General features: G+C 46.3%; 26 protein-coding genes and 1 tRNA gene. 6 read left to right on the forward strand and 21 right to left on the reverse strand.

The genetic code is table 11. The features are described from left to right. Window positions 1–151: 151 nt before the first annotated feature. Window positions 152–1,519: an NAD-dependent succinate-semialdehyde dehydrogenase gene (locus K9N75_RS05705; protein ID WP_224452309.1), complete on the reverse strand. Its 1,368-nt coding sequence runs from the start codon at window positions 1,517–1,519 to the stop codon at window positions 152–154. A gap of 288 nt (window positions 1,520–1,807) precedes the next feature. Next, window positions 1,808–2,665: a bifunctional methylenetetrahydrofolate dehydrogenase/methenyltetrahydrofolate cyclohydrolase FolD gene (folD, locus tag K9N75_RS05710; protein WP_008812683.1), complete on the reverse strand. Its 858-nt coding sequence runs from the start codon at window positions 2,663–2,665 to the stop codon at window positions 1,808–1,810. Window positions 2,666–2,869: 204 nt separating this feature from the next. On the opposite strand from folD, the gene K9N75_RS05715 reads away from it, so the two are divergent. Then, window positions 2,870–2,946 (forward strand) — tRNA-Arg (locus K9N75_RS05715). A 10-nt stretch (window positions 2,947–2,956) separates the two neighbouring features. Here the strand turns inward: K9N75_RS05715 and K9N75_RS05720 are convergent. The 15 genes from K9N75_RS05720 to K9N75_RS05790 form a co-directional block, all read right to left on the reverse strand. Further along, window positions 2,957–4,123, reverse strand: a complete 1,167-nt coding sequence (locus K9N75_RS05720; protein WP_199372170.1) for a tyrosine-type recombinase/integrase — start codon at window positions 4,121–4,123, stop codon at window positions 2,957–2,959. 444 nt (window positions 4,124–4,567) lie between these two features. Beyond that, window positions 4,568–5,134, reverse strand: coding sequence for an MT-A70 family methyltransferase (locus K9N75_RS05725; RefSeq protein WP_224452310.1), 567 nt, complete (start codon window positions 5,132–5,134; stop codon window positions 4,568–4,570). After that, window positions 5,131–5,370 carry a DUF4060 family protein gene (locus tag K9N75_RS05730; RefSeq protein ID WP_224452311.1) on the reverse strand — a complete coding sequence of 80 codons (240 nt, stop codon included), beginning with the start codon at window positions 5,368–5,370 and terminating at the stop codon, window positions 5,131–5,133. The genes K9N75_RS05725 and K9N75_RS05730 overlap by 4 nt, the downstream gene beginning before the upstream one ends. 213 nt (window positions 5,371–5,583) lie before the next feature. Beyond that, window positions 5,584–5,871 carry a hypothetical protein gene (locus K9N75_RS05735; protein WP_224452312.1) on the reverse strand — a complete coding sequence of 96 codons (288 nt, stop codon included), beginning with the start codon at window positions 5,869–5,871 and terminating at the stop codon, window positions 5,584–5,586. Window position 5,872: 1 nt separating this feature from the next. Beyond that, entirely contained in the window at window positions 5,873–6,976 is a 1,104-nt protein-coding gene (locus K9N75_RS22815; RefSeq protein WP_445991591.1) for a DUF550 domain-containing protein, read from the reverse strand. Then, window positions 6,969–7,526, reverse strand: a complete 558-nt coding sequence (locus K9N75_RS05745; RefSeq protein WP_224451836.1) for an ASCH domain-containing protein — start codon at window positions 7,524–7,526, stop codon at window positions 6,969–6,971. Before K9N75_RS05745 ends, K9N75_RS22815 begins: the two co-directional genes overlap by 8 nt. Next, window positions 7,513–7,893: a hypothetical protein gene (locus K9N75_RS05750; RefSeq protein ID WP_224451835.1), complete on the reverse strand. Its 381-nt coding sequence runs from the start codon at window positions 7,891–7,893 to the stop codon at window positions 7,513–7,515. Before K9N75_RS05750 ends, K9N75_RS05745 begins: the two co-directional genes overlap by 14 nt. Window positions 7,894–8,087: 194 nt before the next feature. Continuing rightward, window positions 8,088–8,600 (reverse strand): hypothetical protein, encoded by a 513-nt coding sequence (locus tag K9N75_RS05755; RefSeq protein ID WP_224452313.1) that lies wholly within the window; start codon window positions 8,598–8,600, stop codon window positions 8,088–8,090. A gap of 12 nt (window positions 8,601–8,612) precedes the next feature. Next, window positions 8,613–9,017 (reverse strand): hypothetical protein, encoded by a 405-nt coding sequence (locus K9N75_RS05760; protein ID WP_130961715.1) that lies wholly within the window; start codon window positions 9,015–9,017, stop codon window positions 8,613–8,615. Next, window positions 9,017–9,652 (reverse strand): ERF family protein, encoded by a 636-nt coding sequence (locus K9N75_RS05765; protein ID WP_224452314.1) that lies wholly within the window; start codon window positions 9,650–9,652, stop codon window positions 9,017–9,019. Before K9N75_RS05765 ends, K9N75_RS05760 begins: the two co-directional genes overlap by 1 nt. A gap of 9 nt (window positions 9,653–9,661) precedes the next feature. Then, window positions 9,662–9,826, reverse strand: coding sequence for a hypothetical protein (locus tag K9N75_RS05770; RefSeq protein WP_186277587.1), 165 nt, complete (start codon window positions 9,824–9,826; stop codon window positions 9,662–9,664). Beyond that, window positions 9,823–10,023, reverse strand: a complete 201-nt coding sequence (locus tag K9N75_RS05775) for a DUF5444 family protein (RefSeq protein WP_224452315.1) — start codon at window positions 10,021–10,023, stop codon at window positions 9,823–9,825. Before K9N75_RS05775 ends, K9N75_RS05770 begins: the two co-directional genes overlap by 4 nt. Further along, the gene (locus tag K9N75_RS05780; protein ID WP_224452316.1) at window positions 10,013–10,174 is read right to left on the reverse strand and encodes a protease FtsH-inhibitory lysogeny factor CIII; all 162 of its coding nucleotides are present in this window, start codon (window positions 10,172–10,174) and stop codon (window positions 10,013–10,015) included. Before K9N75_RS05780 ends, K9N75_RS05775 begins: the two co-directional genes overlap by 11 nt. Before the next feature lie 30 nt (window positions 10,175–10,204). Continuing rightward, window positions 10,205–11,281: a coiled-coil domain-containing protein gene (locus K9N75_RS05785; protein ID WP_224452317.1), complete on the reverse strand. Its 1,077-nt coding sequence runs from the start codon at window positions 11,279–11,281 to the stop codon at window positions 10,205–10,207. Between the two features lie 157 nt (window positions 11,282–11,438). Further along, window positions 11,439–12,071: an Nmad5 family putative nucleotide modification protein gene (locus K9N75_RS05790; RefSeq protein WP_224452318.1), complete on the reverse strand. Its 633-nt coding sequence runs from the start codon at window positions 12,069–12,071 to the stop codon at window positions 11,439–11,441. Between the two features lie 157 nt (window positions 12,072–12,228). Between K9N75_RS05790 and K9N75_RS05795 the strand changes: the two genes are divergently transcribed. From K9N75_RS05795 to K9N75_RS05805, 3 genes are all read left to right on the forward strand, one after another. Further along, window positions 12,229–12,483, forward strand: coding sequence for a hypothetical protein (locus K9N75_RS05795; protein WP_224452319.1), 255 nt, complete (start codon window positions 12,229–12,231; stop codon window positions 12,481–12,483). A 244-nt stretch (window positions 12,484–12,727) separates the two neighbouring features. After that, complete coding sequence (locus K9N75_RS05800) at window positions 12,728–13,138, forward strand: hypothetical protein (RefSeq protein ID WP_224452320.1); 411 nt, start codon at window positions 12,728–12,730, stop codon at window positions 13,136–13,138. A 604-nt stretch (window positions 13,139–13,742) separates the two neighbouring features. Beyond that, the gene (locus tag K9N75_RS05805; RefSeq protein WP_224452321.1) at window positions 13,743–13,934 is read left to right on the forward strand and encodes a hypothetical protein; all 192 of its coding nucleotides are present in this window, start codon (window positions 13,743–13,745) and stop codon (window positions 13,932–13,934) included. A 41-nt stretch (window positions 13,935–13,975) separates the two neighbouring features. On the opposite strand, the gene K9N75_RS05810 is transcribed toward K9N75_RS05805, so the two are convergent. The 4 genes from K9N75_RS05810 to K9N75_RS05825 form a co-directional block, all read right to left on the reverse strand. Beyond that, window positions 13,976–14,365, reverse strand: a complete 390-nt coding sequence (locus K9N75_RS05810; protein WP_061553967.1) for a protein-export chaperone SecB — start codon at window positions 14,363–14,365, stop codon at window positions 13,976–13,978. 2 nt (window positions 14,366–14,367) lie between these two features. Beyond that, complete coding sequence (locus K9N75_RS05815) at window positions 14,368–15,054, reverse strand: helix-turn-helix domain-containing protein (RefSeq protein ID WP_224452322.1); 687 nt, start codon at window positions 15,052–15,054, stop codon at window positions 14,368–14,370. After that, window positions 15,051–15,356, reverse strand: a complete 306-nt coding sequence (locus tag K9N75_RS05820) for a type II toxin-antitoxin system HigB family toxin (RefSeq protein WP_224452323.1) — start codon at window positions 15,354–15,356, stop codon at window positions 15,051–15,053. The genes K9N75_RS05815 and K9N75_RS05820 overlap by 4 nt, the downstream gene beginning before the upstream one ends. Before the next feature lie 126 nt (window positions 15,357–15,482). Then, a complete protein-coding gene (locus tag K9N75_RS05825) occupies window positions 15,483–16,148 on the reverse strand; it encodes a LexA family protein (protein ID WP_224452324.1) in 666 nt (221 codons plus the stop codon). Between the two features lie 116 nt (window positions 16,149–16,264). On the opposite strand from K9N75_RS05825, the gene K9N75_RS05830 reads away from it, so the two are divergent. Together K9N75_RS05830 and K9N75_RS05835 are read left to right on the forward strand one after the other, a co-directional pair. After that, complete coding sequence (locus K9N75_RS05830) at window positions 16,265–16,483, forward strand: helix-turn-helix transcriptional regulator (RefSeq protein ID WP_224452325.1); 219 nt, start codon at window positions 16,265–16,267, stop codon at window positions 16,481–16,483. Between the two features lie 130 nt (window positions 16,484–16,613). Next, window positions 16,614–16,907, forward strand: coding sequence for a CII family transcriptional regulator (locus tag K9N75_RS05835; protein ID WP_072307697.1), 294 nt, complete (start codon window positions 16,614–16,616; stop codon window positions 16,905–16,907). The last annotated feature ends 11 nt before the right edge of the window (window positions 16,908–16,918 follow it).

The following is a 16,918-nucleotide window of genomic DNA, read 5'->3' on the forward strand; positions in this document are numbered from 1 at the left end:
AATATACGGTAGGCAATACGCTATTATGCCAGCTTGCTCTTAGCAGCGCACAGCTAATATGCTATTTGCGGGTGCATAGAAACACCCGCACAGAGTGATGCCTTTTGGTGTCAGATCCAAAAGGCACAGGCTATATTCATTTAAGCCACAACTAAGCCACAACCACCAGTTTCTGGTTCACAAACTCTTTGATGCCGAGATCGGCGAGTTCATGGCCGTAACCGGAGCGTTTAACGCCACCGAAAGGGAGCTCTGGTGCGGTGCCGCTGAGGGTATTGATAAACACCATACCGGTTTCAATGCGTGAAGCCATTTTCTTGCCGCGTTCAATGTCACCGGTGAAAATCGCACCACCCAGACCATAGTGTGAATCATTGGCAAGTTTCACCGCTTCATCATCGTTTTTCACCACAAATATCATGGCGACAGGGCCAAAGAACTCTTCGAAATAGGCGGGGTTTTCACGTTTGATGTCGGTCAAAATAGTGGGTGCATAGAAGTAACCTGCGTGATCCAGCGCTTTCCCTCCCAGTTTGACTTTCGCCCCATTCTTCACTGCTTTATCGACCTGTTTGACTAAATTCTGCAATGCACCTTTGGACGATAACGGCCCCAGCGTTGTTTGCGGATCTAGCGGATCGCCGGTTTTTACTGATTCCAACGCTTGGGTAAAGCCAGTCATAAATTTGTCGGCTACTTTCTCGTGCACGATAAAGCGTTTGGCCGCGGTACAGACCTGTCCGGCATTTTGTAACCGAGCCTGTGCGCCCACTTTTATTGCTTTATCGAGATCGCAGTCGTCTAGAACCACAAAGACGTCATTACCGCCGAGCTCCATCGTTGATTTTTTCAGGTTTTTAGCTGCCTGAGCGGCTACAACGCTACCGGCTTGTTCAGAACCCGTTAGCGCAACGCCGCTGACACGGTCATCGTCGATGATTTTTGCAACCTGATCTTGTGAGATAAACAGGTTCGTATAGGCACCTTTTGGCGCACCGGCTTGAGACACCATGCGTTCAAAGGTTTCTGCGCAGTGTGGAACGATGCTGGCATGTTTAACCATCACGCTGTTGCCCACGGCCATGTTTGGTGCTAATACGCGCATTAGTTGGTAGAAAGGGAAGTTCCAAGGCTCAACGGCCATGATGATGCCGATAGGATGGTTTTCAACCCATGCATCGCCCAGTTTTGAAGGGTATTTAACCGGTTTAAGTAATGCTTTGGCGTTATCGGCGTAGTACTTAGCAATAGCAGCACAAATCTTCACTTCGCCTCGACTCTGTTCGATCAGTTTGCCCATCTCTTGGCTGATGGTTTTTGCGAGCTCTTCCTCATGTTGGGTGAAAAGCTCAGCTAGCTGAGTTAATACGGCGAGACGCTGAGAGATATCACCTTGCGCCCAGTCTGATTTATAGAGTTGATGTGCGGTTGCTAATGCGGATTCGACATAGTTGTCGTCGTGCTGGGGATATTCTTTGATGAGTTTGTCTGTGTAAGGATTGATTGTCTGGTATGGCATGATGGCTCCTTGCGGGTGATGATCATGTTGACGAAGACGAGTGTCTATTTCTCCGAGATATTTAGTTGAACGACATGATGATTGTGGATTAACACTGACGATTAGAACCGAGAGTGCAGTGCCCTAATCGCAGATACGTAATAGTTAACTGTAGACATGAATATGAGATTCTCAAGGCGCGCTAACTAAACTAAGAATTATCTCCTCGGTGTCACTTAGGGTTGCGCATCGGCTTTAAAAGCAAAAAAGCCAGTCAGTGACTGGCTTAATTTACTCAGAGTCTAACGATTAAATATCGTGAAATTCTTCGCAGGCTTGCAGAGTGTTCTGGATGAGCGTGGCAACGGTCATTGGACCGACGCCGCCGGGAACAGGGGTGATCCAGCTAGCACGTTCCACTGCAACATCAAATTCGACGTCACCGACCACTTTTCCGCTTTCTAGACGGTTGATGCCAACATCGATCACGACGGCACCCGGTTTGATCCATGCTCCGGGAATAAAGCCGGGTTTACCTACGGCAACGACGACCAGATCGGCATTTTCGACATGCTTTTGCAGATCTTTGGTAAAGCGATGGGTAATTGTGGTGGTACAGCCTGCGAGCAAGAGCTCAAGTCCCATAGGACGGCCGACAATGTTAGACGCGCCAACGACTACGGCGTTCAGGCCGTATGTATTGATTTCGCAACGTTCCAGCATGGTGATAATGCCACGCGGAGTGCAAGGTCGAAGTTTCGGTGAACGCTGGCACAGACGGCCCACGTTGTACGGATGAAAACCGTCGACGTCTTTATCGGGGCTGATACGCTCTAATACCTTAACGTTGTCGATACCTGCAGGCAGAGGAAGCTGAACCAGAATGCCGTCGATGGTGTTATCGGCGTTAAGGTCATCAATTAAGCTTAACAGCTGCTCTTCGCTGGTGGAGATAGGGAGGTCGTAAGATTTCGATACAATACCCACTTCTTCACAGGCGCGGCGCTTGCTACCGACGTAAATCTGCGAGGCAGGATTATCACCTACCAAGATCACTGCCAGCCCAGGGGCACGTTTCCCCTCTGCTAAACGTTGTTGTACACGCACAGCCATTTCGCTTCTAACCTGCTGCGCAATCGTTTTACCATCAATAATCTTTGCTGCCATCAGTGACGAGGTCCATCAATATTATTTAAGCGGGGGAGGGCTGCTATTGTGTCAGATGCAAAGCGTGCTGTCAGGCAAAGAATAACCATAAAATAACCAAGTGGATGATCAAACGGACAAAAGGCATTGACTCAAAGCAGACTGACCGTATAATCCAAATCCGCTGCACTGCCTGACAGTTAGCCTCTGCTACACCGTCCCAATGCGCCCTTAGCTCAGTTGGATAGAGCAACGGCCTTCTAAGCCGTAGGTCACAGGTTCGAATCCTGTAGGGCGTACCATTAAAATCAATCACTTATCAAATCCTATCACCTCCAAATTTTCCAACTGGGACATATTTGGGACATCATCGCTAAAAATGACGTCTATTTGCTTCGCGTGCTCGGTTAAATGGTTCGGGGCTAGATGGGCATAGCGTCTCACCATTTCTATACTCTCCCAACCACCCATCTCCTGTAATATAGATAGCGGCACTCCAGACTGAACCAGCCAACTTGCCCACGTATGGCGTAGGTCGTGAAAACGAAAATTCTCTATCCCAGCCCGCTTAAGTGCTAGTCGCCAAGCAGAGTTGGAATCAACCCTCATTTTCCTCACTGCTGGCGTTAATGTCCCATCTGATCGCTTTTTGGCTTCGGTGTGAACAAATACCCATTTCTGGTGCTGTCCAAGTTGATTCCGTAGTACCTTACATGCAGTATTATTTAAGGCTATACCAATGGCCTTGCCAGACTTGCTATCTTCAGGATTTATCCAAGCTACCTTTCTTTGCATATCTATCTGTTGCCATTCCAAGTTGATAATATTGGATCGGCGTAAGCCAGTAGCGAGAGCAAAAATTACCGTAGACTTTAACGGCTCCGGGCATTCATTAACTAGCCGTTGCGCCTCAGCTGGTTCCAGCCAGCGTACGCGCTTATTTCTAACCTGCGGTACTTTTATAATTGGAGCTTTTTCTATCCACTTCCAATCGCGCTCAGCCGCTCTAAGCAAAGACTTCATCAAGGCAAGGTGCTTGGCCTTTGTTGATGTAGACACCTGCTTATCACAAAACGCTGGAACTTCTTTCCCTCTTTTTTCCAGCGCAGTGGATTGAGCCAGCCAGTTTGCCATATATCTCCGGTTGGTCATCTTGCTTATCGCCGTATATATTTTGGCCTCTGTAATATCTTTTAACCTGACCCCATCAAAATGCATTAGCCAGAATCCCATCCGGCTTTTGTCATCATCAAGAGACTTTTTATCGGCTTTCTCTTCTATCCATCTGAGGCAAGCCTCATCAAAGGTCACATCAGGAAAGTCGCCTAACCGCTCTATCCTCCAGAGCTCTGCCTTCCTTCTATCGTGCAACTCCTGCGCTTGGCGCTTGTCCTTCGTGCCAAGTGATTCCTTAATTCGCTTGCCGCTTGGCGTCGAGTAGCTGCCGTACCATATTTCACCTCGGCGGAAGAGTGACATAATGATTCTCCTGTCGCACCAACCGCGCTCACCGGCACAGTTTGGATCGGATTGTTTAGCGCTGCAATGCATGCAGTGCGAGTGAACATGTAGGGGGAATTTGGTTTCGTAGGGTTTTTCTTCGTGTAAGCAATGCGCCCAGACCGGCACCACTGGGTTAGCGTGTCTTTATCTATCCCAATGAAGGCGGCGGCCTCGTGGCGGTTTAGACTGAATTTCTCCATCATTTATCCTCAAACTGCCCATTCAAAACGCCAATAACCCAAAGGAACCTAAGGAATGAAATTCCCATAGGCTCAATTTTTTCGTAGTAGCTGAGAAGAATGGGGCGGGTGATTGTGTCGATGTTGGTTTTTTTTTGGCGCGGACTTTATTGCAGATTTCATTGCTTCGTTGCATCGCCGCGCCACATTTCTTATCGCGTTGTCTTGTTCTGCTGTCATGTCATGCCGCTTTCACTCCTTGCTGAAACTCGATGTTGCAACCGACCTCATTACCCCACGAATACCAACCATCAGCTTGTTGACGCGCAAATAGCTCAATGCGAGGCGCGTCGCCTAGTAAGCTGACAAGCAGATCGCGAAACTCTGGGGGCTTGGCGCTATGTTCAGCGCGGTGGAAAGTTTGATGCTGGCATATTGCTGCGTTCATTCTTTCTGGCAATCGGCCACGAACCGCAAACAAACAATCTTCGCTATTAGCTCTTGTCATGTGGCCCATGCCGATCGCACTGTTCCCTTTGCGTCGATTTGTTTTGTGCCATGTGAATCCCTTCATAGTCATCAATCTAAATCCCCAAGCATCGACCACCTTCAATGCTTCGACTGGCATCGTTGGAACCCACCACATTGCCAGCAGGCAAGATTCATCAGCTAAGTCCCATACAGGCAAGCGGCATATATCCAATATGCTCATTGTGGGATATTTGAATGATGCTCCACGCTCGCCATCGGCTGCCTTGTCTCTGTATGTCCATGGCGGATCTGCATAAATCAGCTTGTATTTTTTCACGCTGCATTCCCCCACACTTTGGATAAATCTCTAGGCCGCATCATCGATGTAGCCACATATGATTTTTTACGGTTAATAATCTCGATGAAGAATTTCTCTTCGCTAACTTTGATTGTGTATGTGACGCCTTTCTTGGTTGTCCCATAGTCGCCGTACTTTTCCTGATGGAGATTTAGAGCAGCTTTCATATCCGCTCTTTCTGTACGCTCTGGATGGCCTTTAATGATGTGTCGCATGCATCCTCCGGCAATAAAAAAGCCGCTGGTTAGCGACTATTAATCTTTGTTAACTGGTAATCACATTAGAACGTGGTTAGGCCGCTTCTCGTGAATCAGCTTTATCCATTGTTCACAGGTTTCTTTTGGCATGACTTCAGGTGTAACGGGGAGGGCATCGCAAGCATCTAATCCGCAGGCGCTGACTAGAAGGATATAACCGGCTATCAGCATCTATTTCTGCTCCCTGCTAGCGCGGACAGAACGACGCACCGCAGCCAACATATTCATTTCACGAAGTGCCAAAGCCATTGATGATGCTGTTAGTCGAACGCCATACTTATTTGATTTCCCAACTGAGCGGCGCTGCTTTCTGAGCACCTTTCGGTTATAAGCATTCATAATTTCAAGCCATCGGGCTTTGTTCATATTTTTGTATGGGGAGTTAGCTCTAACCCATCGAGCGCTTTGCTCTGCTGTATATGCTTTTAGCAGGTCTTTTAGATAAGTTGCCTTAGCCATGTTATTCGCTCTCCTGTGCTGGGGCTGCGGCAAGCATGGCGCGGTATATTGAGTAAGGCAGGAAGCTCTCACCCTCATGGCAATCTCTTGCGGCTTGCGCCATTTCTGCTGTCGGCTCAATCGGAACCATCATCCAACCTTCCGGAATTACCGGAGAGTTGCCAACCAGTTCAGGTATCAGCGCGTAATCACAGACCGTATCAATCGCCGGATCGCATTTATCATCATCAGTTCGCGGGCGCTCATCGACCTTTGTTGCCTGTTGCAAAATGACACCCCAACAGACGCTATCTGTTTCCTCAGACCATCCGTCGCACGCATCACCGCGATAGTCGTCAATTGCAGCTTCAGCTGATTCAATCGCTTCTTTTTCTGTTTTGTGCCAATCAAAGCCACACTCAGACCCATATGAAAAATATCCGAGTGGCTTAGGCTCAATTACAGGTTGTGCTGATTGCGTGTTGATATGTAATCTCGGTTCGCCATCTTTTGGTTCAGGCCACTGACGCTTCTTGTTTATCTCCAGCTTTTCAATCATCGCTATGGTGATAAAGTCGTCAGGAATACCCATGCGTCTCTGTGCATCCCATAACAGGAATTGCATATCAGCCCACTCAAGCAGATCGTCTGGGTCGGCAGCAGCTTCAAGCGCTTCTTTTGAGAGATGTTTAAGTGGGCCAACTGGACCAACGTTGCCGAACGTAGCGTCAGACCACTCAGCATGTTCACGTCGAATCCGTTCCCGCTCGGTTTGTTCTGGTATTACAGGTTGTGCGGGTGCTGGCTCGTTGCCAAATTCACGAATTACTGCTGCTAGTTTTTCCGCATCATCTGATGAGATATCGCCGTCAATGAACATCACTGGCTTTACGGGCTGTTTAGGTAATACCGGTGCCAGATAGACAGCAGTGCCACCGTATAAAAAATCTTCGCTTACATTACTCACGCTGAACTCAGACCCGTCCCATGTGATCCGCGCTGCCGGATGCTCAGCGGCTTGTTCGTATGCCAGAAGCTGTCGAGCCATGACACACTCTATTTCATCCGAGTCTTCTGGATATGAACCGATAATTTCTTTTAGCACTTCAGTTGTTAACTTAGTCATTGCTATGCTCCTGCACACGCTTAAATTCGATTACCCAAACCCATGGATTGGCCTTCCAGCTTTCCTCTCCGTAGATTGATTTCCACAGACTGCGGAAACCGAGAAAGTGCTTACCCCCAATGACGCAGCATTCAGTCGGTGCGCCTTCGGCCTTCGCATCCTCTTCACTGATATCGTTTAATCGCTCTACGCGTACATTTACGTAAATTCCGCAAATTGGCTCACCGTCTTTATTGCAGGCATTAATAAAATGGCCGCCTAGCGTGTAAGGGCAGTAGTAATCAATAAACTTTGGACGTACTAACGATTTTTCATACGTGCCAGCTGGCGTTGTTCCGATTACTTCGTCGCTTTCATTAAGCTCGTTCACATCTTGCAAACTTGGCCCATGTACGCGCCACATTCCCGCACCAGCGCCATCATTAACTAATTCGAAAACATCGAACCCATCGATTGGACGGCGGGTTTGTGTCTTTTTTCCTGCTAATAACGCTGCAAGCATTTCATCGTTGAATTTGAGGACGCGCTCTTTGCTGTTACTGTGCATCATTAATCCCCTTGCGAAGCGCCTGAGCCAACCACACCAGAGATCTCAACGGCTCGCAAATATAGTCCGTTCCGTCGAATATCTTATGCAGATGCTTGATTGCAGCATCCACTCCCTGAGCCCGTACATCAGCAAGGAAAGCGTCAGTTTCTGTGGTTTCTGCCTCATTCATCAGTTCTATGGCAAGCTGATAGAACTCGTCTTTAGTCCCTGCTGAGTACGCAATGCCATCGACTGTATTAAGGTGCCCATGGTTATATCCCGCCGCGTATACCTCTTCAGCTTGCTCTATCAAAGCCTTATTCTCAGCGGCTAGAGCGTCACGCTGCTGAACTACTGATTCGTAGGTTTGTATTGGTAGGTTGTTCATCACAGATACCTCACATGATTCATCCAGCGGTTCTGCGCCGCGCTATTTTTGAATTGATGGCCTTCCTTAGTTACTCCGCCACGCGAAAAGAGAACCATCCGGCGATTGCTAATGTTCAACCATTGACTCGGGTAGCAATTTTTATGGGCGTGGAGTAGAAGCATTTTTGCTTTGCGATTTTTCAAGAGTATCTCCTATGCGGCATCGGATATCAGCTCCATGCCGTACATGAATTTGGTAGGTTCGAGTGACTGATGAGTTTTGCCGTTGAAGCTATAAACGATGCTGCGGTCTGAGGCTGAAATGATGGTGTACTCAATGCCGCGCTTGCCGATATAGCGCTGTCCAGCTTTTGGCATGTGAATAACGATGGGCTTAGGTGGTGGTCGCTTTGGTGTGATTTTCTCGATAACAGCATCTACATCGATATCATCTCTTAGCCGGTAAACCGTACCGCCTATCTTCATATCTCCCCACGGTTCCGCTGTTAGATATTCTCTGATTGCGAGGAGGTTGTTGAAACTTATGTACTCGTTCTTTTCAGGATTGCGCCATTTGTAATATGGCTCTTTAGAGTTCAGCGTCACCCCGCCAGTGGCACCGCCGCCAGTAAAAACGCCGCCCACTGAGTTAAGTGCTCTGTGGAATTCGGTGATGTTATTGTCGGGGTGCTGGCTGAGGACGCGCAGGATATGCTGCGGCGTCATGGTGGTTACCTGTTAGAAGGGAATGTCTGAGTCAAAGTCTGTGGGTCGTTCGTTGCTTTGCCGATTCGAGGCACTCCCTGAGTTTTGAAGCGGCTTCCCCTGATTATCTTGTCCATGTGCATACTCAAGCTTTGCATCAACCATTTCCAATGTAATGAGTTGACCATTTTGACCATCGTATATGTCAACCTTGAGGCTGGATGAGGACACTGTTACCAATGCGCCCTCGACCAAAGCTGAACGGTAATATTCGACCTGATTGTCTCGAGCAAAGAGAACGGCGCTATAGTTCGTCCATTCTCGTGTTTTTTTCTTCCGGTCGTAGTATTGCTGACCTAAACGAATGTTAAAGCCGATACTCTCACCGGCTTGGAATTCACGTGCTGATTTATTTAATCGTGCGGTTACACAATGCATTAGGCTGCCTCAAGTTCTTCTTTTCTGATGGTATATACGTCAGTCAATTTAGACTGGTGATCTGGACTGTTTGCCAACTCATTAAATGACCAGTCATATGCCTTCGATAATTCAGGCAAAGTCATGTCTCTTGCGGCCTCAGTGAAGTGTGATAACAGATAGTCAGGAGATGGCTTTTTCTTTTGCTCGGCTGGCTGTTTTTTATTTGACTCTTTATTTTGATATGCGCTCTTTGCGTCAGATTGATTCTTGTGCTCATCGGTATCTGCATCCTTTGAGTCGTCGATACCAAACAGGCCATTAAGACAATACTTTCTGGCGTATGAGCTAGTAGCACCAGTAACCTGCGCGGAATCCATTCCTTTTTTGGTTAATTCTTCACGCGCCATCGCTGTTGATGAGTGTGATGATTCGCCATCAGTTATCGTCGCGGTAGCCTTAACATAGAAGCGATCACCAATCATTACGACTTCATCTGTTATAGATAGAAATAGGTCGCCTAATAGTGGCTTAACTCCCTCTAAAATATCTTCACAGCTTCGATAGTTATATTTTCCAAAGCTGTTGTATTGGTTTTTAGGGGCGTTTAGGTTTTTCTGAATATCGGCTAACTTTGAGTAGAATTCTTTAGACATAATCGCCTCCTAATTAAAGTCACCAGCAAATTCGCCCAGTGTTATTCGTGGGCTTTCGTGTGTGCTTCCGTGCCATCTAAGCTCAGTCTCCGCTTGAGACTCATTCATCTGTTGCTCTAGCTCGCTGAACATTTTTGCGATAAATAAATCGTCCTCTAACTGCTCTTTGTTCATGCTGCATGTCTCCCTATAACTTGCTTAAACTCTTCATCCTGCTCATCAGCCCAGCCCATAGATGCTTCGTGAGCCCATGCGTAAGCCTTCTTGATGCCATCCTGTGAGCTAGTGAACTGACGGGAGTGCTTCACCCCTGTGCGCCACCACGCTTGGCTTACGGTGACTGTTCCATCTTGATTTGGCTTAATAATCATTTGGGTCTCCTTTTTGCGTGATGGTGTCGATAAACCAGCGGAATGCTTTTTTGAAACCGGCACGTAATTTGGATACGTTTCGGTCTAACTGAGAGTCTGATAGCTGAGAAGCGCCCATGAGAGCGCCGCCCGCGATGGCATAATTCATCATGGGTAGCTCCTGTAATTGCTTTGAATTTGATTAGTAGTTGATGGTTACGTGCGGGATTAAGTTTTCTTTCAGTGCGACAAATGCAGCGATAGCATCTTCACGAGATAACCCAGCGTGAGCTATCAAGCCATTAACAACGGCAGTACCAATAACTTTGCGATGATTTTCATCAGCTGCTCGGCGAGCTTCTTCATCCTTGATGCGCTTTTCTTCGGCTAATCGAGCTTGTTCTCTGGACTCTGCCGCTGCGCGTTCACGCTGAATAGCTTCTTCCTTTTCACGCTTGGCCCTTTCCTCGGTGGCGATGCGTTCACGTTCTGCTTTTGCTAAGGCTTCCTGCTTCTCGCGCTCAGCTCGCTGTTCTGCTTCAATGCGGTCGCGCTCCGCTTTCTCTGCCAGCTCTTTGGCTTCACGTTCGGCGCGTTCTTTTGCCAATGTCGCTTCTCGCTCTCTGGCTGCTGCCGCTTCGATTTCACGCTTTGCCGCTTCTTCTGCTTCGTGCCGCGCTTTCTCTTCTGCCTCACGCTTAATACGTTCTTCATGTTCGCGTTTGGCTTGCTCGGCTTTCTGTCGTGCTTCTTCTCGTTCGCGGTCAATCTTCTCGTTCATGAGTAAAGCCATTTCATGATCGGCTTCAATCTTCGCCGCCAAAGCCGCAGCTCGTTCTGCTGTAATTTTGGCGTCCAGCTCTAACGCCTCATCCCACATAGCGTTGAACTCTTTTTCTTTCTGCTCAGCCTCCCAGTCAGTCACTGGCTTGCGAATCTCAACCGCCAGTTCGTCCAGTGAATCCCTAACCTTTTTACGGCTGGCATCGACCAGAGCAGGGCGCTTCTTCATCTCTGCAACTAACTTCTTGCCAGCCTCGTCAATAGCTGTCTTAGTGCTACGGACATTCGCCGACATGCTGATGTATGCACGGCGTCCCTTGACTGTATTCAGGTCACCAACTACAGAAGATGCTTTTTCACGGATGTCTTTAATTAACCCTTCAATGAATTCGTCATTGATAAAAGCAGCTTCGAGCTCAGCCGGTACGCTCGGCAGAGTGACTAATGCAATTTCGTTTTTTCCTCGCTCACTGGCGATCTCCTTTGTTGGTTTCATTGCAAAACGCCTACGCTTTGCGATGAAGCGGGTATAAAAAAGCCCCTAACGAGAGGGGCAAAACGTGTCAGCTAACCAGAGCAGTCATTCTCCAGTTATGAGCGGGATTGCTCACAGCAGATACTCAGTGAATACCTGCTAGGTGCATTACTCGTCATTACGCTGCTGATTGAGTTTCAGTTGGTAGGCCAATCATCTGGTTCAGGTCTTCAACCTTTACCGATGGAAGTGTTGCTCGAACAATATCCTCTGTTTTAGGAAGTAGCTCTTTTGCTTCAGGCCACACCTCAAGAAGACGTTTTACTGAGGTAACCGATTTCAGTGCTGCATAAACGTTGTTTTTAATTTCCTCTTTCTTGCTGTTTAGCTGTGTACCTTTGTTTTCCAACTCCATGAACCGCTTACTCAGCTCATGATCGCCTGCTAATAGAGCTTTATCTGTGGATGGGGTAACCATGTAAATGGGATCGCCTTTTTCGTCCTGACCAAAATTGAGACGTGTTTGCATTCCACCAAATGAGACTCTGAACGACCAGTTATCGCAGGAAGACAAATAAATTTCGCAAATGTTGTGTTTGTTTATCGCAGCTATGTTAGTTCTGATTTTTTTTAGCTGAGATTCGATTTCTTGAACTACCTTCTCCCCACCTAACAGGTAAGTTCTTACATCAAAGGAGAACTGCTGAACATCTTTTGCATGCTGCTTTAGCTCTTCTTCAATGCCTGATTTTTCTAATGCTTTTTTAGCAATTTCATCACGAATAGCATTCGTTAAACGTACAGTTGTCATATCTATCTCCATTCTGGGTATAAAAAAGGCCGCCTTAGCGACCTGTGATTGTTTGTTGCCTGCTTTTATCCACATCAGGCGAGGTGGTTCCCTGCTTTCCACAGTCAAGGAAAGCTGATACGTTGGTTATTCCACAGTCAATTAAAGGAATTAAAAGATGTCAGCCGTTACAGTCGATTTACTGATAAAGGAATTAAGCGCAAGAGTTGATGAGCTTGAAGTTAACAATAAGGCTTTGAAGCATGCGCTCACTGCTACCTTTGCATGCCTGCCTAGCGAGATCACTCGTGAGACAAAAGGAATTCTACGCGAATGGTATGAACTCTCTGTAAAAGGCGCTCCGGCTTCTGTTGTTGACTCTTTCGATAAGAGTCTAAAAGAGATTGAAACCGTTGTTGGTTCGCTGAAATAGCCGTTAAATCTTCTAAGAACTGGCCAGCTAACTTCTTGACCAGTTCATCACGTTCATTCTCCATACCTACCTCTCTAAATTAAGGGGATGCTCTTCCCGCGAATCTTCTGGCGCCCGTTTATCTGCGCCAATAATGAGTGCCTGTACTGTCTTAACCACCTCAGGCGGCAGTGGTTCCTTCGTTCCCCAACGTAAGGAATTCGAATATAATTTATCCACCCCAACGTTTTAGGATGAATTATTCATGGATTTTGGATTGGTTATCACGTCGATTCAAAGCGCTATCGATTCCGTTTCGGCTGTGCAAAGTAACGCTGTCCTTCGGGAGCGTCTCGCCTTCATTTACGAGCAAATGGACGTACTTCAAAAAGCCCATGCTGCGACCGAGAAAGAATTGGCCGAGGCAAATATAAAGATTGCAGAGCTTTCTAAGGAAGTAGCGGCTAACAGGGCAAAGGATGAGTTTGTCTTTCACCACACTGCGGCCTTTCGAAAAGAACCCTCTGGTGGGTATGTGAGGGCGGTTTATTGTCCCAACTGTTTTAAACAAGTCGGGAGTGACTTTGGGGACATGCCTTACCATTGTGCCTCCTGTGGCTGGCTTGCAGAGTTCGGCGGGAGAGAGCTCTGCCACGTTATGGAATCCCTTCCTTAATTGAATCTGCGGGGTAGGAGACTACCTCGCTGTCACACTTTCGCTCTTACGGTGTCCTGCTGCGTATAGCGAGGCAGGCAATGAAGTTCGGTAGTTGTTGCTGCCAGTAGCTGCTGCAATCATCCGTTCATTCTGTCGGCGCTCATGTCTCCATGCTCGTCGTCTTTGTCTGGAATTCATAAAAGCCTCCATTTTGTCCGGCACAGGCCGCTTTGCTAAACGACCTGTAACTGACATTTCGCGCTTATCCCATTCAGCTCTGCCAGTGCTGCCCATTCACGCCCGTTATCACTCTCGTGCGGGGCTAACCTTCCCACCAACCGGATCGCGCTTGGTGGTACATCGCATTTATGCGTAGGGGGCTGACAGATATCCTGTGAACTTCCGACTTTCCATTTTTTTAAAGAGCTGGCTGCTTCCGGTGATCTGGTGTGCTGCCGTGTTGATGAAGTAGATAATACATAATGTACTAAATTCTATCAATACAAAATGTACTTAAAGTCACTAAAAAAGTACAAAGTGTATGATTTATATGTGTATTTATTTTTAATATGCGTGCCGTAGACATTTCCTTGGTGTTAAAGTGAGCAAAACAGGAGGGAATATGGATAAGAACGCGATCGGCTATAACGACCTATGCGAAGCGGTGGGAAAGGCAACGCTGAATCTGGTGTCTTACGAGCAAGGGGTGAAGAAGGAATACATCATTTCAATGTTGGAATCTTTCGCTCAGATAGAGTATGACGAGAAGAGAAGGGCGACGTACATAATGGCAGCGGAGGCGATGAAGGAGTGAGGGCAATAAAACCCCCGCGCGGCGGCGGGGTGAGTGACTGTTTAGTCAATATCTGCTGGTTCTTCAACAAAATCAAAATATGGCAAGTTAACATTTCCATATCCAGAAAGTTGTAAAACTGATTCAATATAGGTTTTTATGTAAGGAAACGCTAAATGTGGTGCATCAGACCTAACTGACAGCGACTTTGTAAATTCATCATCAACTTTGCAGTCTGATTTGAAATCGAAGTCATAAATAACTTCAACTTCTGCGGTGTTTTCAGCCAAAACAGTAACATTAAATCTAGCCCTAAATATCGTTTCATCTTTGATATTATTGAATATTTCATTTGTTATTTTAATTTTTATTTTAGGTTTCTTCTTGTCTTTTGCTTCGTGCCTTTTGAGAGACATTCCCTGTACTTTCTTATTAAATAATTTGATGTTCATGATTAATGCACCATCTCTCTAAAGTCTTTGTTGTTTGGGTGGAGGCTATTCTGTTTCATATCAAATGTTACTTCGGTAGTACTGGATGATATTTTATGCAGTTCTTCTGCTTCCTGTGGCCAATAATTCTTCCAATTAGCAGTTTTTTCGGGTATCTCGAACATGATATTCTGTAAGTCTACACTTTCGTCTTTGTCGAATGGAGGTATTGAGCTTATAAGCCGCATCGTTTCATTTAGTGATAGCTTTATAATTTTTCCACTAATTGATCCAATAGCCTCCCAATCATCGAGTTCATGCTGATGTTCCATGTCAGTAGCATCACTCTGAATCAGAACATCTAGAGATATCCCTAATCCATTATGAATCCTTCTTATCATGGAAAGACTTAAAGGACGCTTTCTATTCAATACCTCTGAAACCTTAGATGCAGACCCAATATATTGTCTCATATCAGCTTGAGTTAAGCCTTGCTGATCCATTCTAAATTTTATTGCTTCAATTGGATCTGGCTTATCAATAGGGTAGTTCTGCTCTTCATATTTTTGAACTAGGAGGTTCAACAACTCAAACCTGTCGAACTCATCAGTCCCTGGCGTTAGGCCTGATTCTAGCAATTGCATGATTTCATTCATGTATTGATCATATTGTTCTTCAGATTTTATGATGCTTACTAAAGACTTACTCATAATTTAAACCCACCTTTTCGGTTCTTTTTATCGTACTCAGCGTGAGTCCCGATCCATTTAACTACAACATATTTACCCACATACTGAACCTCGACTACTAATCTGTGGTTGTTTCCGTTGATGTTAAAAATTACTAAACCATCAACATAATCAGCATGTCGATAAGACGCCCTTATGTCATGAAAATTAGACCAGTTAGCTCTTTTTGTTTCATCAAGCCATGATCGCAATGCACCTGACGCTTGATTGTGCTTTTTGGAATATTCAGCTATGAGCTTTGTATTCGTTACCATCATGGCCATACTTAACGATGTCCTTATCACTTACTATATATGAAGTTCCCAAAAAGGGAAATACACCTAACTACTGTACAATTAAACACCTTATTCCCCTAAAACGTATCCTCAGGCCACTGGGCTAAACCAGCATCACGGAAGGTTGGCTATCTTAGCGTCAACGACGACCCCAACAATCCTGCAGTTACCATTGATCGGTATCATGCTGTACTGCGGGTTAAGCGGCTTCAGATATCTATGCCCCGCATCAACGACGTACTTTTTAAACGTCGCCTCATTCTCACTCTCAAGCTTGGCAACTACTAACTTTCCGCTCACGGCTTCCACTTCTGGATCGACAAGTATCACTGTTCCTTCTGGGATGCTAAGCCCTGAAGGGGCTGTCATAGAATCGCCTTTTACCTCAAGCCAGAACGAACCTTCTGAACAATCAACGGTTGTTTCATACCAGCGATCTATCCCGCCTCGATGATATGGCTCTACAGCCTCACACCACATCCCCGCGCTTACCCAACTGATAAGTGGGTAGTCTCCCTTTGGTTTATGCTCTCCAAGATAAGAGACGTTTGCATCAAACCCATTAGGAGAAGATGCCTCGCCAGATGAATGGATTTTTATTTCATCAAGGCCAAGCTCTCTCATTATTGACGCAATATCATCGATGCTTGGCTCTCTCCTTCCGTTAAGCCAATGACCTATTCCCCCCTGAGTTTTCCCCAGCCTTTCAGCCAGTTTCTCTTGGGTCATTCCGATCTCTTTCATTCTGGACTTAGCCAGATCCTGCCATGTCTGTTTCATAGTTAAAATTATTACGTAACGTACTAACTGCTACAACGTACAACATGTATTAATTCGTTGCTTGCATTTAGTACATAATGTATTATTGTGATTATCACGATACAAAGGAGGTAAGCATGACCAATTTGCGCAAGGTTAGAGAGTCTTTAAAGATTTCTCAGACAGTTCTAGCTGCAATGGTTGGCTGCACTCAAAGCGCAATAGGCCATTACGAATCAGGACGAAGAACTCCAAGCCTGAACATGTGCCGAGAACTAGTAAAAGCGCTGAATGATTTGGGGGCATCTGTACAGGTTGATGATGTTTTCCCACCTCAATTGAGCAACGCAGCTTAACCGATATACATAGCAACACCGCTCTTTAAACAATCTGATCTCTCACTCTTTTGGCCGGAAAGGCACTGAGTGAAACCCCAACCACCTAACCGGTGGTGTAACTATTTATTCAACAAAGGAAGTATCACAAATGGAACATGCAAGTTATAGCAAGCGCATCAACGAAGTGGAGACAGAACTCCGCTGCCGGATGATGCAGAAGACTAACCGAGAGTTAGCAAAGCAAGCAGGGTGGCACGAATCGAAAGTAAGCCGCCTCAATATCCGCGACATGGCAACGATGTTCGTACTGCTAGAGAAGGTATGGGAAACCAGTTTGATTCGTGAGGTAGCGCGTCAGGCTGTGGAATCGGTATTGCCACAAAAGAAAAAGTCGCCAACTGCGGGAACAGCTGACGACTCTCAGATCACTATGACTTTCTAGTACTGGATCAA

The organism is Hafnia paralvei (genome assembly GCF_020150375.1).
In the GTDB taxonomy this organism is placed as follows: domain Bacteria; phylum Pseudomonadota; class Gammaproteobacteria; order Enterobacterales; family Enterobacteriaceae; genus Hafnia; species Hafnia paralvei.

Bases quoted from the DNA above. Each gene is read 5' to 3' on its own strand.
- K9N75_RS05830 (WP_224452325.1), top strand. From the start codon at position 16,265: ATGACCAATTTGCGCAAGGTTAGAGAGTCTTTAAAGATTTCTCAGACA.
- K9N75_RS05775 (WP_224452315.1), bottom strand. From the start codon at position 10,023: ATGATTATTAAGCCAAATCAAGATGGAACAGTCACCGTAAGCCAAGCG.
- K9N75_RS05760 (WP_130961715.1), bottom strand. From the start codon at position 9,017: ATGCATTGTGTAACCGCACGATTAAATAAATCAGCACGTGAATTCCAA.
- K9N75_RS05720 (WP_199372170.1), bottom strand. From the start codon at position 4,123: ATGTCACTCTTCCGCCGAGGTGAAATATGGTACGGCAGCTACTCGACG.
- K9N75_RS05820 (WP_224452323.1), bottom strand. From the start codon at position 15,356: ATGGCCATGATGGTAACGAATACAAAGCTCATAGCTGAATATTCCAAA.
- K9N75_RS22815 (WP_445991591.1), bottom strand. From the start codon at position 6,976: ATGACTAAGTTAACAACTGAAGTGCTAAAAGAAATTATCGGTTCATAT.
- K9N75_RS05745 (WP_224451836.1), bottom strand. From the start codon at position 7,526: ATGATGCACAGTAACAGCAAAGAGCGCGTCCTCAAATTCAACGATGAA.
- K9N75_RS05825 (WP_224452324.1), bottom strand. From the start codon at position 16,148: ATGAAACAGACATGGCAGGATCTGGCTAAGTCCAGAATGAAAGAGATC.
- K9N75_RS05805 (WP_224452321.1), top strand. From the start codon at position 13,743: ATGGATAAGAACGCGATCGGCTATAACGACCTATGCGAAGCGGTGGGA.
- K9N75_RS05735 (WP_224452312.1), bottom strand. From the start codon at position 5,871: ATGGCTAAGGCAACTTATCTAAAAGACCTGCTAAAAGCATATACAGCA.
- K9N75_RS05770 (WP_186277587.1), bottom strand. From the start codon at position 9,826: ATGAACAAAGAGCAGTTAGAGGACGATTTATTTATCGCAAAAATGTTC.
- K9N75_RS05790 (WP_224452318.1), bottom strand. From the start codon at position 12,071: ATGACAACTGTACGTTTAACGAATGCTATTCGTGATGAAATTGCTAAA.
- K9N75_RS05765 (WP_224452314.1), bottom strand. From the start codon at position 9,652: ATGTCTAAAGAATTCTACTCAAAGTTAGCCGATATTCAGAAAAACCTA.
- K9N75_RS05785 (WP_224452317.1), bottom strand. From the start codon at position 11,281: ATGAAACCAACAAAGGAGATCGCCAGTGAGCGAGGAAAAAACGAAATT.
- K9N75_RS05730 (WP_224452311.1), bottom strand. From the start codon at position 5,370: ATGCGACACATCATTAAAGGCCATCCAGAGCGTACAGAAAGAGCGGAT.
- K9N75_RS05750 (WP_224451835.1), bottom strand. From the start codon at position 7,893: ATGAACAACCTACCAATACAAACCTACGAATCAGTAGTTCAGCAGCGT.
- K9N75_RS05835 (WP_072307697.1), top strand. From the start codon at position 16,614: ATGGAACATGCAAGTTATAGCAAGCGCATCAACGAAGTGGAGACAGAA.
- folD (WP_008812683.1), bottom strand. From the start codon at position 2,665: ATGGCAGCAAAGATTATTGATGGTAAAACGATTGCGCAGCAGGTTAGA.
- K9N75_RS05800 (WP_224452320.1), top strand. From the start codon at position 12,728: ATGGATTTTGGATTGGTTATCACGTCGATTCAAAGCGCTATCGATTCC.
- K9N75_RS05780 (WP_224452316.1), bottom strand. From the start codon at position 10,174: ATGATGAATTATGCCATCGCGGGCGGCGCTCTCATGGGCGCTTCTCAG.
- K9N75_RS05795 (WP_224452319.1), top strand. From the start codon at position 12,229: ATGTCAGCCGTTACAGTCGATTTACTGATAAAGGAATTAAGCGCAAGA.
- K9N75_RS05815 (WP_224452322.1), bottom strand. From the start codon at position 15,054: ATGAGTAAGTCTTTAGTAAGCATCATAAAATCTGAAGAACAATATGAT.
- K9N75_RS05810 (WP_061553967.1), bottom strand. From the start codon at position 14,365: ATGAACATCAAATTATTTAATAAGAAAGTACAGGGAATGTCTCTCAAA.
- K9N75_RS05705 (WP_224452309.1), bottom strand. From the start codon at position 1,519: ATGCCATACCAGACAATCAATCCTTACACAGACAAACTCATCAAAGAA.
- K9N75_RS05755 (WP_224452313.1), bottom strand. From the start codon at position 8,600: ATGACGCCGCAGCATATCCTGCGCGTCCTCAGCCAGCACCCCGACAAT.